This is a genomic window from Microcoleus sp. LAD1_D5, from assembly GCF_036702115.1.
GTDB lineage: Bacteria > Cyanobacteriota > Cyanobacteriia > Cyanobacteriales > Microcoleaceae > Microcoleus.
The window spans coordinates 124,780-138,866 of sequence record NZ_JAUBSA010000002.1 but is presented as its reverse complement, the minus strand read 5'-3'; the positions used below and the strand labels follow the sequence as shown (position 1 = coordinate 138,866).

Genomic DNA, 14,087 nt, shown 5'->3' with positions numbered 1-14,087 from the left:
GATTTTGGATTTTGGATTTTGGATTTTGGATTTTGGATTTTGGATTTTGGATTTTGGATTATTAGACTGCTTTAGGGATGCACTTATCTGTGGTTTTCACCATTCACCCCCTATCTAAAATCTCAAATCTAAAATCCAAAATAGTTTAAGACCACCAAGGTGCTTCGCCGGTGCGGAAATCAGTTTCTTTCCAAGTTGTAAAAGCGATCTTGTCATCTGCGACAGTGGCGTGGGCCAGGGCCAGAGACAAAGGCGCGGGGCCGCGCACCACTTTGCCCTCATTGTTGTATTGAGAACCGTGGCAAGGACAGATAAACTTGTTTTCGCTAACATTCCAAGGCACGACGCAACCCAAGTGAGTGCAGACTGCATTGATGCCGTAGTCGGCGATAGATTGGTCTTCTTTCACCACAACATAGGTGGGGTCGCCTTTGAGACCTTGGGCTAAGGTGCGATCGCCCGCAGGGTGCGAAGTCAAATATTCGCTAACGATGATGTCGTTACCCAAAGCATCTTTAGCCGTCACCCCGCCACCAACTGCCCCACTCGACGGAGGAACAAAATATTGGACAACGGGATAGAGTGCGCCGAGTGCAACACCTGTGACTGTACCGAACGTCAGCAAATTCATAAATTGGCGACGCCCCATATCGGGGACATCGGGATTTCCAGCAGAAGATTGAGCCATGACCTGCCTTTACGGTTTTAAGTTACGTTTGTTTGTTAGCTGTTAGCGAACCTGTACGTGCAGAGGAAGGAGGATAATTGCCGTTAATCTGCTCGCACAAATTTTAGGCCGCGAAAATTCCTTTTAAGAATGCGCCTTCCAGCCTTTATTAGAGTATTATTACATTTTTTGAACTTTGTCTTTTATTGTTTAATGGATTAACTCAGGAGCAACCATGACGGGCAAGGATTTACACCAGCTACTCCTAGAAAAATGGGGAAAGTCTTACGATATCAGATTGCGGCGGACGCGGGGCAAGATTTTTGTGCAAGTTATGTGGAAATATCTAGAACAGGCATCTTTTCCGATGACGGAGGCTGATTATTTTGAGCATTTGGATGCGGTGGCCAATTACCTCAACGGCTGGGGGAGCACGGCACAGGTGAGAGAATACATCGTAACTACTCGCGATCGCCCGCGGTTGGGTAAAGCTGTCAGCGTTCCCCTAGATTTGGGTGAAAGAGCCTCGGAGTGGTTGCTAGACGAGTTTTGAATCACTCATCAGTCCTCACTCATCAGTCCTCCGTCATATCAAATCCAGTTACATCCGAATGATACCGGAGTGCGAGCCTCCCCCCTTGGCTGCGCCGAGGGAAACCAAAGCGCTACATCCGAATGATACCGGAGTGCGAGCCTCCCCCCTCGCTTTGGGAAACTATAGCGATCGTGATGTGCTAAACCAGCTCTTGTGTGGCGGGATTTCCGGCGCGGGCCCTGCTGTGGGATTTAAATGCTGCAACAGCTTGTGGGGCTTTTTAAATTTTGGGCGATCGGACTTGCGACGCTGACCAAAATCATCAGAACCAATTTCTGTCAACAATTTCACATACAATGAGTGTCAGATATCTTGTGAAATTTAGGAGAATGTTGTAATGGGTGTTGCACTGGGAATGGTTGAAGTCTTAGGATTTCCCGCTGCAGTAGAAGTTGCGGACTCAATGGTGAAAGCAGCCAGTGTTACTTTAGTTCGCTATGAGAAAATAACCCGCGCCTACTGGACAATTATAGTGCGAGGAGATGTTTCTGAAGTGCAAGCAGCAGTGGCTGCTGGAATTGAATCAGTTAAAAAGGTCGATGGCGGAAAGTTGCTATCGTATCACATAATTGCTCGTCCCCACGAGAATCTGGATTACGTTTTGCCGATCGGCTTTACTCCCGAAGTAGAACAGTTCCGAATGTAGTCAAAGTTTTGACAAAACTTTGGTGTGGAATTTTAACTTTTAGTAATTATAGAGGCGCGGGCGATCGCGTCTCTATATTTTTTGGGCTGCGAGTTGATCGCTCTTTCTGTGGAGTTTTTAGCGCCCTAAAAGCTTCACCAAACCAACCCCACCAAAATACAAGCTCAGCACCGCACCTCCCAAAAGACTTTGCGTTAAAGGGTCAGTAGAAGGCGTTAACACCGCTCCCAAAACTGCCGCTCCCAAGACTACATACCGCCAGCCGGAGAGCATTTGGTTGGAAGAAACTATGCCCAAAACGCCGAGCAATACTTGGACAATCGGGATTTGAAAAGCTAAGCCCGTGCTGAACATTAACAGCAGCACAAATTTAAAGTATTTGTCGATCGACCACAACTGCTCTACAACATCCGCTCCATAGGTAACAAAGAAGTTAAGCGCCGCCGGAATCAGAGCGATGTAAGCAAATACTAAACCGCCCAAAAATAGGAAACTGGAACCGAAAAACACCGGCCCCAGCAACCTGCGTTCTTTGCGAGTCAAGCCGGGGAGAACAAACAGCGCTATCTGGTAAAAAATAAACGGACTGGCGATGAGCAAGCCACTGTATCCCGCTACTTCGATAGAAACAAAGAAATACTCGCCCGGAGCTAGTTGCAGAAACTTGACGGGCCCGGCCGGTACTTCTAGCAGTTGCACGATGGGTTTAACTGTGAAAAAGCAACCGGTTACTGCGATTGCTACTGCAATTAGCGAGTAGAAAAGTCGCTGTCGCAATTCTTCTAAATGGTCGAATAAAGACATTTCAACTTCGTCGGGAAGTTCGTCGAGAAATTCGTTTTCTAAGTTGCGAGAACCCATCGCACCGCCTGCGATTGGTGCAATGCTATTTTCCGGGCTAATTGTTTCGAGGTTGTTGTCGGAACCTTGTTCGGATGTCTCCAAGTTTGAGGGAGCAGTCATAGGGAATGGGTAATTGGTAAGGGGTAATTGGGAAGAGAGAAGGGGTAATTGAAAATTGGTAATTGGAAATTAGTAATTGGGAATAGTTATTTCATAATTGCTCCGAATTCCTTCTTCATTCTTCATTCTGACTTCAGCAGCAGAAGGAACGATCGATAATTAATCCGTGTAGGGGTATCAAAATCCGTGCATTGCCTTCATTATTCAATGCCGATCGCAATTTTGCCGACCGCGCGGCCCGTTTCGCTGTAAACGTGGGCTGCTGCTACTTCTGCTAAGCTGTAAGTGCGATCGACAATCGGCTCAACTTTATCGGATTCTATTAACTCCCGCAAAGCCCTTAAATCGCTGTTGTTGGCATTGGCGACAATTAATTTAGCTTTTTTACCCGATATAAACCAGCTTGTTAACATCGGTGCGAGGTTCTCTAAACTCGGCAAAGTCGAGATATAAATTCCCTCTGGTTGCAGCACTTTTTCGCATTCAGCAAATGTTCTTGTCCCGACAGCATCCAAGATTATATCATATTTTTCGGGCTGTTGAGTAAAGTCAACTTCTGCGTAATCCAGAACAAAATCGGCTCCCAAACTCTTGACAAATTCTCTATTTTTACCGCTGCAAACTCCTCTTACTTCCGCATTCATTGCTTTCGCAACTTGCACGGCAAAAGTGCCAACTCCGCCGGAAGCGCCGTTAATCAATACTTTGTTTCCTGCTTGAATTTGACCCAAATCCCTGAGCGATTGCAAAGCAGTTAAACCTGCGATCGGTACTGCTGCTGCTTCTGCATGAGTGATGTTTTTCGGTTTAATTGCGGCACTCGATTCTGGCACGACAGCGTATTCGGCACAAGCACCGCCAGTTAGGGGATTTAAGAAAGTATAAACTTCATCTCCTGGCTGAAATTTGGTGACTTCCCGGCCGACTTCCACGACAACTCCCGATATGTCAGAACCGACTATTCGAGGAAAGTTATATCCTGTTAATAGTTGCAGGTGTCCTTGCCGGATTTTCCAGTCAACGGGATTGACGCTGCTAGCGCGAACTCGCACTAACAATTCGTTGGATTTGGCGATCGGCTTTTCCAATTCTCGGTACTGCAACTCCTCGGCGGAACCGTAGCGATCGAACGCAACTGCTTTCATGGCAAATTTTCCGGTTTATTTCCAATAGAACACTCAATCCTTTACAATTACAGCACATTCGATCTAAATGTGACACAGTAAATTGAGCCAGCCTTGTAGCAGCGGGCGATCGACTCTTGGAGACCTCCAGACAGGGCGCAGGCGTGAGGCAATGGGTTCGCTGGCTGAGTGCGATGGCTAGCGATTAAAGTTAATAGGAACAGGGCGAGCGATCCCATAACCCTGAGCATAATCTACTCCAATCTCCCGCAATTTTTCTAAGATCGCCTCGTCTTCGACAAACTCAGCTATAGTTTGCAGATTCATCGCATGGGCAATACGATTAAAGCCTTCAACCAGCGCTTGAGAAATCAAATTATGACTAATATTCTTGACAAAAGCACCATCAATTTTTAGATAATCCACTGGTAAATTCATCAGATAAGCAAACGAACTCAACCCACTGCCAAAATCATCTAAAGCAAAGCAACAGCCAATCTTTTTGAGTTCGCTCATGAAATATCTGGCTTGCTCAAAGTTTGCGATCGCTGCGGTTTCCGTGATTTCAAAACCAATGGTTTGTGGGGGGACTTGGTAGCGAGAAAATTGTTCGATTAAAAACCTCATAAACTGATTGTTACTAATGCTAGCCCCAGAAAGATTGATCGTATACAAGCCTTGATTAACAACATCTTTCTTCGGTAAATTGTGATAATTAGAGAAAAATTTTTCGATAACCCAACAATCGATCTCAGTTATCAAGCCATAACGCTCGGCGGCGGGAATAAACTCATTGGGAGATACTACTTCTCCATTTTCGTCCCGCATTCTGAGCAAAATCTCATAATGCTCTACTAATGGTTTAGTGGTAATAGAGACAATCTTTTGGTAATAGAGACAAAAACGATTGGTTTCCAGCGCTCGGCTGATTTTGGAAATCAACTGCCTCTCACCACGTTGTTTAATTAGTTCGCTATCATCTAGACTATAAATATGAACACAGTTGCGGCCTCTAGCTTTGGCGGCATAACAAGCGGCATCAGCCGCTCCCAGAAGCTCCCTCAAATCTTGGCTGTTTTGGTCAATAGCAACAACTCCAATGCTGACTCCGATGATAAAGGTTTTGCCATTCCAAATAAACCGAAACTGATGCACTAGGTCTTTGAGATTTTCCGCAATCTTAGCTGCTTGAGATAGTGGACATTGAGTGAGCAAAATACCAAATTCATCACCTCCCAAGCGAGCCAGCATATCACTAGCACGGACTCCCTGTTGAATAAGTGCGGTGATTTGGCGCAGGAGCTCATCGCCAGCAATATGACCGACGGTATCGTTAACGACTTTGAACTGATCTAAATCTAAATAACAGAGAGCGTGCTGGTGATTGCTATCTTGAACAGAGGCGATCGCCTCAACTAGCTGCTGCTCAAATCTTCGACGGTTGATTAACCCCGTCAGGGCATCGTGATTCGCTTCCCAAGAGAGTTGACGGGTGAGATAGCGCGATTCAGTAACATCATGAAAGACGATAACTGCCCCAATAATTTGACCTTGGCGGTCTCGAATCGGTGCAGCCGAGTCAGCAATGGGATACTCGGTTCCATCATGAGCAACCAGAATAGTATTGTTAGCTAAGGTCACAATTCGCTCCTCTAATAGAGCCTTGTTTATAGGATTCTCTACTGGCTCTCGCGTTACTTGATCAACAATTAGGAATAATTTAGAGAAAGCAAGTCCTTGAACCTCATGAGTTTGCCAGCCTGTCAGTCGCTCAGCTATAGGGTTGAAATATCTCACATTACCTTGGGCATCTGTAGTGATAACCCCATCACCAATTGATTGCAGTGTCACTTGAGCCAATTCCTTTTCGGCAAAGAGAGACTCTTCGAGACGTTGCCGTTCTTCAATTTCTCTCAAAAGACGTAAATTCTGCTTTTGGAGTCTTTGTTGCAGCCTTCCGATAGTTAGGTGGGTTTCGACACGAGCTAATACTTCTTCGAGTTGAAATGGCTTAGCAATATAATCTACCCCTCCCGCAGCAAGCCCTTGCACCTTATTATAAGTTTCATTTAGCGCACTCAAAAAAATTATGGGAATGTCGGCGGTGCGAGGGTCAGATTTTAATTGTTTACACACTTCATAGCCATCAATATCTGGCAATTTAATGTCGAGTAAAATTAGCTCCGTCGATGGCAATTGGGCGGCTCGGATAGCCATTGCCCCTGTTATAGCACTGCGAACTTTATAACCCTCTGCCCTCAAAGTATCCCTGAGAAGACGCAGGTTATCAGGCAAATCATCAACAATTAAAATATTGCCTCGGTAGTTTGTAGCTCGATCGCTAATCCTATCGCTAGTTCTATCGACAATCATACAGATTTCCCTAGTTTCCTGCTAGAGGAATATAAGCCTATGCACAAATAGTATAGTTGAATTATTACGTTATAAAGGTCACTTTACGCCGAAAGAAGTTCTGCGATCCCCGAGATAGTGGGCTGGCAAGGGGGCGCAGCTTTACAAATGTGAATTGTTCGAGTAGGGGCAGTCCCCCCGTGGTTGCCCTTCTTGGCTTCGCCTAACATCAGAAGAGTGTTTCAACCCAAGCAGCCGATTTATGAACAAGCGCATTTCTCAAATGGCAAGCCTACTCGTCATTGCTATCGGATGTCTCGTGCTGCTTGGTTGGCAATTTGACATCTGGCTACTCAAAAGTGGTTTTCCCGGTATGACTTCGACCATGAAAGCAAACACGGCACTTTGCTTTTTGCTGGCTGGAGTATCCTTGAGATTGTTGCAGTACCAAAGAACCCGACTGCACAATCGCATCGCTCAAGGGATGGCCGGATTCATAATTATCATCGGTGTGCTGACGCTGAGCCAGTATATTTTTGGTTGGAAGCTGGGTATTGATGAGTGGCTTTTCCGAGATTTCGTGTCTTCAGCGACTCCTTATCCGGGAAGAATGGGAGTAAATACCGCCCTCAATTTTGTGCTGATGGGACTAGCACTGTTACTGTTAGGGCAAAATTCCCAACGGGACACTTGGTTGGCTCAAATTTTTAGTAGTGTTGCAGCTTTAATTTCTCTACTAGCTTTATTTGCACACCTATTCAATGTCGATATTCTTGAAGGGTTGGTCACAATTAGGACGACTCAACCCCTAGACACGATCGTCACCTTTTTCATCCTCTATGGAGGAATTTTATGGCTCCGCCCCAAGGAAGGATTAATGCAAGTAGTAACCAGTCCCCTGGTCGGCGGAGTAATGGTTCGGTGGTTGCTGCCTTGGGGGACAATCTTTCCAGTGACAGTGAACTGGTTCACTCTTCAGGGACAAAATTTAGGCTGGTATAACGCTAATTTTGGCTATACATTGCGTTCAACTGTTATGGTTTTCACGTTCTCAATTCTCATCTTGGGGACGGCTCGCTTTTTGAACCAGATAGATTACAAGCGCCAACAAGCGGAAAAAGAAATTAAAAAACTTAACGAAACTTTAGAAATTCTTGTGGCTGAACGAACAGATGCTTTACAAAAATCGCAGGCTCGTTTTGCGGGAATTCTAGAAATCGCCAATGATGCAATTATTTCAGTCGATCGCACTCAACGCATTACCCTGTTTAATCAAGGGGCAGAAAAGATGTTTGGCTATAAAATGGAGGATATTTTAGGGGAGCCACTGAATTTACTGCTGCCAGAACAGTTTAGAGATGCACATCCGCAGCATATCAAACAATTTGCACACTCTTCTACCAGAGCGCGAAGAATGGGAGAACGAGGCGAGATTTTGGGCCGTCGTCGAGATGGAACGCAGTTTTCGGCTGAAGCCTCTATTTCTAGGCTGGAAATGGGAGAGGAAACGGTATTTACTGTTATTCTGCGCGATATTAGCGATCGCAAACAAATTGAGATGGCTTTACGAAACAGTGAAGAGCAGTTTCGCCATGCGTTTGAAGATGCCTCTATCGGGATGGCGATCGTTTCACTTGATGGGCACTGGATTAAAGTCAATCCTGCCTTATGTCAGATTCTTGGCTACTCCTCAGAAGAGTTGTTAGCGTTAACTTTCCAAGACATTACCCATCCTGACGATTTAGACGGGGATCTTAGTTATGCACATCAACTATTAGCAGGAACAATTTCAACTTACCAACTGGAAAAACGGTATTTCCATAAACAAGGACATATTATTTGGATTATTCTTAATGGATCGCTAGTACAAGATGGACAGGGAAATCCACTGCATTTTATTTCTCAAATTCAAGAAATTACGGCTCGAAAAGAAGCTCAAAAAACGCTAGAAATTCAAAGCGTTATCATGAATAACATGGGAGGAGGAGTGTGTTTGATTAAAGCCTCAGACCTCACGATAGTCTACACCAATCCTACCTTTGACGCTATGTTTGCCTACACAGAGGGCGAACTCATAGGTCAATCCGTTGGTGTCTTGAATTATGTCGATACAAAGGTTACACCAGAGGTAACCGTTCTAGATATCCTCACTCAAATTGAACAGAGCGGGGAAGCGAAATATGAAGTCCACAATATAAAGAAAGATGGAACTCTCTTTTGGTGCAGAGTTCATACATCCATGTTTGAGCATCCTGAATACGGAACTGTATATGTTGCCGTTCAGGAGGACGCAACAGAGCTAAAACTGGCTGAGCAAGCCTTGCAAGCTACCACAAATCGCCTTAACTTTCTTCTAAACTACAGCCCCGTTGTCATTTTTAGCAGTAAACCTGCTGGCGATTATAGCGCAACGTTCATCAGCGAAAATATCAAAGATGTATTGGGCTACGAAAGCAGGGAGTTTTTAGAAGATTCTAAATTTTGGGTGAATCACTTACACCCCGATGATGTAGAACCCGTGCTTAATGGCTTAGCAAATTTATTCGTTAATGATTTTTACTTCCACGAATACCGTTTTCGTCGCTCCGATGGGGTTTATCGCTGGATGCTGGGTCAGCTTAGGCTAATTCGAGATGCTTCAGGTACACCAGTAGAAATCTTGGGATATTTAATTGACATTGGCGATCGCAAACAAGCTGAGTTGGAATTTCAGCAGGCAAATGAAGCAAACCAAGCGAAGACTGTCTTCCTCGCCAATATGAGCCACGAACTCCGCACCCCCCTCAACTCAATTTTGGGATTCACGCAATTGATGAGCTATGAGAGCAATCTGACTCCTTCTCTTCAAGAACGTTTACAGATTGTGAATCGTAGCGGTAGACATTTATTGGACTTGATTAACGATATTTTAGATTTATCCAAAATAGAGAGCGGACGGATGACACTCAATCTTTCTGACTTTGATTTGACAAATTTGCTGGCTTCTATTGAAGAAATGTTCCAAGTTAAAGTCCAATCTAAAGAAGTACAACTAATTTTCGAGCTAGCTCCCGACTTTCCTAAATTTGTGCATAGCGACGAGAAAAAACTCTATCAAGTCTTGGTCAATCTGCTCGGTAATGCGATTAAGTTTACCAACCAAGGAAGCGTCACCCTACGGGTAAAAGCAACACAAAGAGACAAAACATCCTGTCACCTATGTTTTGAAGTTGAGGATACAGGCGTAGGAATTGCGCCCACAGAAATTGATAGCTTATTTAAGGTATTTGTGCAATCCCAAGCTGGGAATAATTTGAGTCAAGGCAGCGGGCTTGGTTTAGCCATCAGTCAAAAACTCGTCAAACTCATGGGCGGTAAAATTCGCGTTAAAAGCACTTTGCACCGAGGTAGCACTTTTTCCTTTGAGATTCCTGTAAAGTTACCTCAAGCAGAATCCGTACCCCCAGAATCAAGTAATCAAAGAGTAATTGGTTTAGCTTCCGGACAACCAACTTACCGGATTCTGATTGTTGAAGATTTAGAAGAAAATCGCCGCTTGTTAGTCGAGATCCTTACCTCGGTTGGTTTTGAGGTAAGAGAAGCAAAACAGGGAGTGGAGGCACTCTCACTGTGGGAGAGTTGGCAGCCGCACCTGATTCTGATGGATTTGCGAATGCCGATCGTGGATGGCTACACTGCTATTAAATATATTAGAGAAGGCCCTCAGAGCCAAGAAACTGTCATTATTGCTTTAACTGCCAGTGTTTTGGAAGAAGAGCGAGAGAAAGTTCTTAGGGCTGGCTGTAACGATTTTATAAGCAAGCCATTTCAGCAGAGAGACATCTTTGACAAACTTGCTAAATATTTGGGAGTGCAATATATCTACGAAGTCCTAGGACAAACTCCACAAAAACTATTGGTTGAAACGCTTTCTGTAGAAGATATATCCATGATGCCCCCTCAGTGGTTAGAACAAATGTATCACGCCGCTTACTATCTCGATACCGAAGTTATGAACGAATTAATTGTACAAATTCCCGAATCTCAAGCAGGTTTATCCAAGGCACTAACGGATTATATCAATAATTTTAATTCTGATCGAATTATGGAGCTGATTCGACCTCTGCTGCCGAATCCACTTTAGCTATCGAGTTTAAGGACAAAGAAGCTATAGTGCTTTCAGCAGTGGCTATATTTCCAAGAGAAACCAACCTGGGAAAAGATTTGGAAGTTTTTGGAGATATGTGTTGCAAATATCTATCAGCATGAGGCAATGGCATACACATTAGATGGAATGTGCTGTATCATATAGCAATTATATTTTTGGTGTAAAGGCGATTTATTTTTTTTATTAACCGCAGAGGGCGCAGAGGCCACAGAGAAAGAGAAAAGAGAGACAGAAATGATTGATTTAACCGGAAAGGTAATTTTAGTAACTGGCGGCTCGAAAGGGATTGGTGCAGTGACGGTGCGGACTCTGGTTAATGCTGGGGCTGAGGTGATTTTGCATTACTTTCGCAGTCAAAAAGAAGCTGAAGCGATCGCAGCAAGTGTTGCGCGCGATCGCTGTTATTTATTGGCAGCAGATTTGATGGTGGAAAACGCGGCCTCGACTTTGTGGCGAGATGGTTTAAAATGGCGGGGTCATATTGATATTTTAGTTAATAATGCGGGGATTATGCAGTCAGCAGGTATAGAGGACGAGTTCGATATTTGGTCGTCAGCTTGGCAGCAAACTGTACAAGTTAATTTAGTTGCGGTGGCTGATTTGTGCCGGGAAGCAATTATTTATTTTAAAACTCGCAAGGGCGGTACAATTATTAATATAGCAAGTCGCGCTGCTTTTCGTGGCGATGACCCGAATTATCTGCACTACGCCGCGTCAAAAGGTGCTATTGTTGCTTTAACTCGCAGCATTGCTAGAGGGTTTGCGGCTGAGAATATTTTGGCTTTTACAGTTGCACCGGGATTTGTCAGTACAGAAATGGCAGATAAGTTTATTCAGGAGTTCGGCGAAGCTGATATTATTCGCGATATCCCGATCGGCAAAATCGCTCCTCCTCAAGATGTTGCCAATGTTATCGCGTTTTTAGCGTCGGGCTTGGCGTCACACGCTACCGGGACAACGATCGACATTAATGGAGCCTCTTACGTGCATTGAGGCGATCGCACAACTTGCAGAAAACCTCTCATTGTAGGGTGAGTATTACGCACAGAAGCCTACCTCCAAAGACTCACCAGCACACATTTTGCTATCAACTAATTTATCACTTTAGCCAGACGCGAAAACAGCAACAAATGAATTAGGTTAATAAAAAATGCTACATTAAGGGAAACTGATTATGACAGCCGATAACAAAGCCCAAACCAAACGAGTTGCCATACTCATCGAAAATGGAGTTGAAGATTCCGAATTTTTAGTTCCTTACAACGCCTTAAAACAAGCAGGATTTGAAGTAGTTGTCCTCGGTTCCCGGACAAACGAAAAGTATGCAGGGAAACAAGGAAAAGTTGCCCAGCAGGCTGACGGAACTACCACAGAAGCAGTACCCGCAGAATTCGATGCAGTGATAATTCCCGGCGGTATGGCTCCTGATATGATGCGGACTAATCCCAATACAGTACGTTTTGTACGAGAAGCATTTGAGCAAGGAAAAATCGTCGCTGCTGTTTGCCACGGCCCGCAACTTTTGATTGAAGCCGACTTGTTAAAAGACAAAAAAGCCACAGGTTTCTTGTCAATTAAAAAAGACATGAGCAATGCCGGAGCTAACTACATCAACGAAGCTTTGGTAGTTGACGGCAACTTGATCACTTCCCGCCAACCGGGAGATTTAGCAATATTTACCACCGCAATTCTGGCTCGACTTGGTTACGGCGGAAAAGAAGTCGGTTTGCCAGAAGAAACTGACACAAATGCAGAATGGTGGAAACTAGCTAATGGTTGGGGAGGTTCAACACAAGGCGACATTGTTAAAGGTTTGAATACCGCCCTCGCAGGGGAACGCTATGCTTGCGAAGCCTTTCAAAATTATGCGGAAAAAACCCAAGACAGCGATTTGCGATCGCTCTTGAGAGAAATGATTCAAAACAAACAGCACCACATCATCGCTCTCGAAAGTCGCCTCAACGATTTTGGTGAAAAACCCTCAATTCCTGCCCAAATTGCTGACAAATACGCTAAATTAAAAACCTCGATGCAAGGAACCGATGAAACGTTCTTGCTGCGGAGCACTCTAGGTGAGTTGCAAACCGGTGTTGTCGATATCAACAACCTGCGGGTGAAGTTCACAGATCCTGTATCTACGGCCATTTTGACAGAGATAGAATCGGATTTGTCTAAGTGTGAGCAAGTCGTTGCTAAACTCTTCCGCGCCCGTGCAGTTTCCCAGGAAATTAAGTCGCCTAAACCTTCGACTAGCCCCGCTGTAAAAATGTAATTAGCAAGGGGATAAATAAGTTTGTAGTTTTGTTGAGAGGTGAAAACCCGTACCAATATCGCCACTACAAACTTGCTCTGCAATCCTACAATACACGCCTTTGCGGTAAAATAAAACCCAACACTAAAAAGCAGATATTCAACTAACTGCAAGGTGGAGGGTTTTATTTAATGGGTTCTATTTTTGTTTCAGCGGGACACGGGGCTTGAAGGAACCTTGCGGCATCCGGGGGCGGTACAAGCCCCCGGATTCATCCGTGCACAAATAAAAAATATAGTATCCGATAAGCAGCCCCCGGATACATCCGTCAAGTCGCTTTATTCAATTATTCAATTATTCAATTATTCAATTATTTAATTCTTTAATTATTCAATTCTTTAATCTAAAATCTAAAATCTAAAATCGATTGACTTGTTCCCTCTTCCTTTAGACAGGAGACATCTGGGCAATAAATGCGCTACTGTGTTGCCAATATTTTGATGAGGAAAAAAAGGCTGTGGTTCCCTTACGCGATGACAATCCCATTACTATCACTCCCTACGTCACCTACGGGCTGATTGCCGCAAACATATTAGTATTTTTGTACGAACTCAGTTTGGGCGATCGACAATTAACCCAATTCTTCTACTCTTGGGCCGTAATTCCTTGCCAGTTAAGCAATATGTGTCAGGTTGCTCTGCCAGTTTCGCCATTCCCCGAATGGACAACACTAATTAGCTCCCAATTCCTGCACGCAGGCTTTCTCCACATTGCGGGAAATATGTTATTTTTGTGGATTTTTGGCAACAACGTAGAAGACCGTTTAGGACACGTCAAGTTTATAATATTTTACCTTACTTGCGGCGTTTTAGCATCACTAACTCAGTGGTTTTTTTCCTCAGCATCTGCCATTCCGTCCCTAGGTGCTAGCGGCGCGATCGCAGGCGTGATGGGAGCTTACATTCTCAGATATCCCCAAGCCAAAGTTCTGACACTGCTACCCTTGGGAATCTTTATTACCACTGTCAGAGTCCCCGCTTTCTTCTTTCTAGGATTTTGGTTTGCACAGCAAGCATTGAGTGGCTTGGCTTCCTTAAATGCCCCGGCAAGTGTCGGCATGGAATCCGGGGGAGTTGCCTACTGGGCCCACGCCGGCGGCTTTGTTTTCGGCGCTATTCTCGGCCCTTTGTTGGGACTTTTTTCTGAAGATAATCAGATTTAATTTTTCACCGCAGATGAACCAAAATAAACGCAGATAAACTGCCAATAAATCGGCATTTGTCTGCGTTTTTATGCGGTTTCAAACCTCTGATTTTTCTCAAATTTCGGTGCTATACTTGGC

11 protein-coding genes are annotated in these 14,087 nt (G+C 44.5%); 7 read left to right on the top strand and 4 right to left on the bottom strand.

The genetic code is table 11. The features are described 5' to 3' along the window. Positions 1–145: 145 nt before the first annotated feature. Positions 146–688, bottom strand: a complete 543-nt coding sequence (petC, locus tag QUA70_RS01640; protein WP_333283247.1) for a cytochrome b6-f complex iron-sulfur subunit — start codon at positions 686–688, stop codon at positions 146–148. 214 nt (positions 689–902) lie between these two features. On the opposite strand from petC, the gene QUA70_RS01635 reads away from it, so the two are divergent. The 3 genes from QUA70_RS01635 (at position 903) to QUA70_RS01625 (ending at position 1,908) form a co-directional block, all read left to right on the top strand. Beyond that, positions 903–1,220 carry a DUF3067 family protein gene (locus QUA70_RS01635; protein WP_190740162.1) on the top strand — a complete coding sequence of 106 codons (318 nt, stop codon included), beginning with the start codon at positions 903–905 and terminating at the stop codon, positions 1,218–1,220. A gap of 58 nt (positions 1,221–1,278) precedes the next feature. After that, the gene (locus tag QUA70_RS01630) at positions 1,279–1,515 is read left to right on the top strand and encodes a hypothetical protein (protein ID WP_333330809.1); all 237 of its coding nucleotides are present in this window, start codon (positions 1,279–1,281) and stop codon (positions 1,513–1,515) included. 84 nt (positions 1,516–1,599) lie between these two features. Beyond that, positions 1,600–1,908: a carbon dioxide-concentrating mechanism protein CcmK gene (locus tag QUA70_RS01625; RefSeq protein ID WP_333158710.1), complete on the top strand. Its 309-nt coding sequence runs from the start codon at positions 1,600–1,602 to the stop codon at positions 1,906–1,908. A 117-nt stretch (positions 1,909–2,025) separates the two neighbouring features. Here the strand turns inward: QUA70_RS01625 and tatC are convergent, their stop codons facing one another. From tatC to QUA70_RS01610, 3 genes are all read right to left on the bottom strand, one after another. Next, positions 2,026–2,871, bottom strand: a complete 846-nt coding sequence (gene tatC / locus QUA70_RS01620; RefSeq protein WP_333330806.1) for a twin-arginine translocase subunit TatC — start codon at positions 2,869–2,871, stop codon at positions 2,026–2,028. Between the two features lie 200 nt (positions 2,872–3,071). Continuing rightward, positions 3,072–4,016 carry an NAD(P)-dependent alcohol dehydrogenase gene (locus QUA70_RS01615; RefSeq protein WP_333330803.1) on the bottom strand — a complete coding sequence of 315 codons (945 nt, stop codon included), beginning with the start codon at positions 4,014–4,016 and terminating at the stop codon, positions 3,072–3,074. 177 nt (positions 4,017–4,193) lie between these two features. After that, positions 4,194–6,368, bottom strand: a complete 2,175-nt coding sequence (locus tag QUA70_RS01610; RefSeq protein WP_333330801.1) for an EAL domain-containing protein — start codon at positions 6,366–6,368, stop codon at positions 4,194–4,196. 241 nt (positions 6,369–6,609) lie between these two features. Between QUA70_RS01610 and QUA70_RS01605 the strand changes: the two genes are divergently transcribed. The 4 genes from QUA70_RS01605 (at position 6,610) to QUA70_RS01590 (ending at position 13,967) form a co-directional block, all read left to right on the top strand. After that, on the top strand, positions 6,610–10,470 hold the full coding sequence (locus tag QUA70_RS01605) for a PAS domain S-box protein (protein ID WP_333344849.1): 3,861 nt from the start codon (positions 6,610–6,612) through the stop codon (positions 10,468–10,470). Between the two features lie 258 nt (positions 10,471–10,728). Further along, complete coding sequence (locus QUA70_RS01600; RefSeq protein ID WP_333330796.1) at positions 10,729–11,487, top strand: SDR family oxidoreductase; 759 nt, start codon at positions 10,729–10,731, stop codon at positions 11,485–11,487. A gap of 181 nt (positions 11,488–11,668) precedes the next feature. Then, positions 11,669–12,766, top strand: a complete 1,098-nt coding sequence (locus tag QUA70_RS01595) for a DJ-1/PfpI/YhbO family deglycase/protease (protein WP_333330793.1) — start codon at positions 11,669–11,671, stop codon at positions 12,764–12,766. Positions 12,767–13,262: 496 nt separating this feature from the next. Then, the gene (locus tag QUA70_RS01590) at positions 13,263–13,967 is read left to right on the top strand and encodes a rhomboid family intramembrane serine protease (protein ID WP_333330790.1); all 705 of its coding nucleotides are present in this window, start codon (positions 13,263–13,265) and stop codon (positions 13,965–13,967) included. Positions 13,968–14,087: the final 120 nt, after the last annotated feature.

Excerpts from the sequence above, each read along its gene's own strand:
- petC (WP_333283247.1), bottom strand. The coding sequence starts at position 688 with ATGGCTCAATCTTCTGCTGGAAATCCCGATGTCCCCGATATGGGGCGT.
- QUA70_RS01635 (WP_190740162.1), top strand. The coding sequence starts at position 903 with ATGACGGGCAAGGATTTACACCAGCTACTCCTAGAAAAATGGGGAAAG.
- QUA70_RS01630 (WP_333330809.1), top strand. The coding sequence starts at position 1,279 with ATGATACCGGAGTGCGAGCCTCCCCCCTTGGCTGCGCCGAGGGAAACC.
- QUA70_RS01625 (WP_333158710.1), top strand. The coding sequence starts at position 1,600 with ATGGGTGTTGCACTGGGAATGGTTGAAGTCTTAGGATTTCCCGCTGCA.
- tatC (WP_333330806.1), bottom strand. The coding sequence starts at position 2,871 with ATGACTGCTCCCTCAAACTTGGAGACATCCGAACAAGGTTCCGACAAC.
- QUA70_RS01615 (WP_333330803.1), bottom strand. The coding sequence starts at position 4,016 with ATGAAAGCAGTTGCGTTCGATCGCTACGGTTCCGCCGAGGAGTTGCAG.
- QUA70_RS01610 (WP_333330801.1), bottom strand. The coding sequence starts at position 6,368 with ATGATTGTCGATAGAACTAGCGATAGGATTAGCGATCGAGCTACAAAC.
- QUA70_RS01605 (WP_333344849.1), top strand. The coding sequence starts at position 6,610 with ATGAACAAGCGCATTTCTCAAATGGCAAGCCTACTCGTCATTGCTATC.
- QUA70_RS01600 (WP_333330796.1), top strand. The coding sequence starts at position 10,729 with ATGATTGATTTAACCGGAAAGGTAATTTTAGTAACTGGCGGCTCGAAA.
- QUA70_RS01595 (WP_333330793.1), top strand. The coding sequence starts at position 11,669 with ATGACAGCCGATAACAAAGCCCAAACCAAACGAGTTGCCATACTCATC.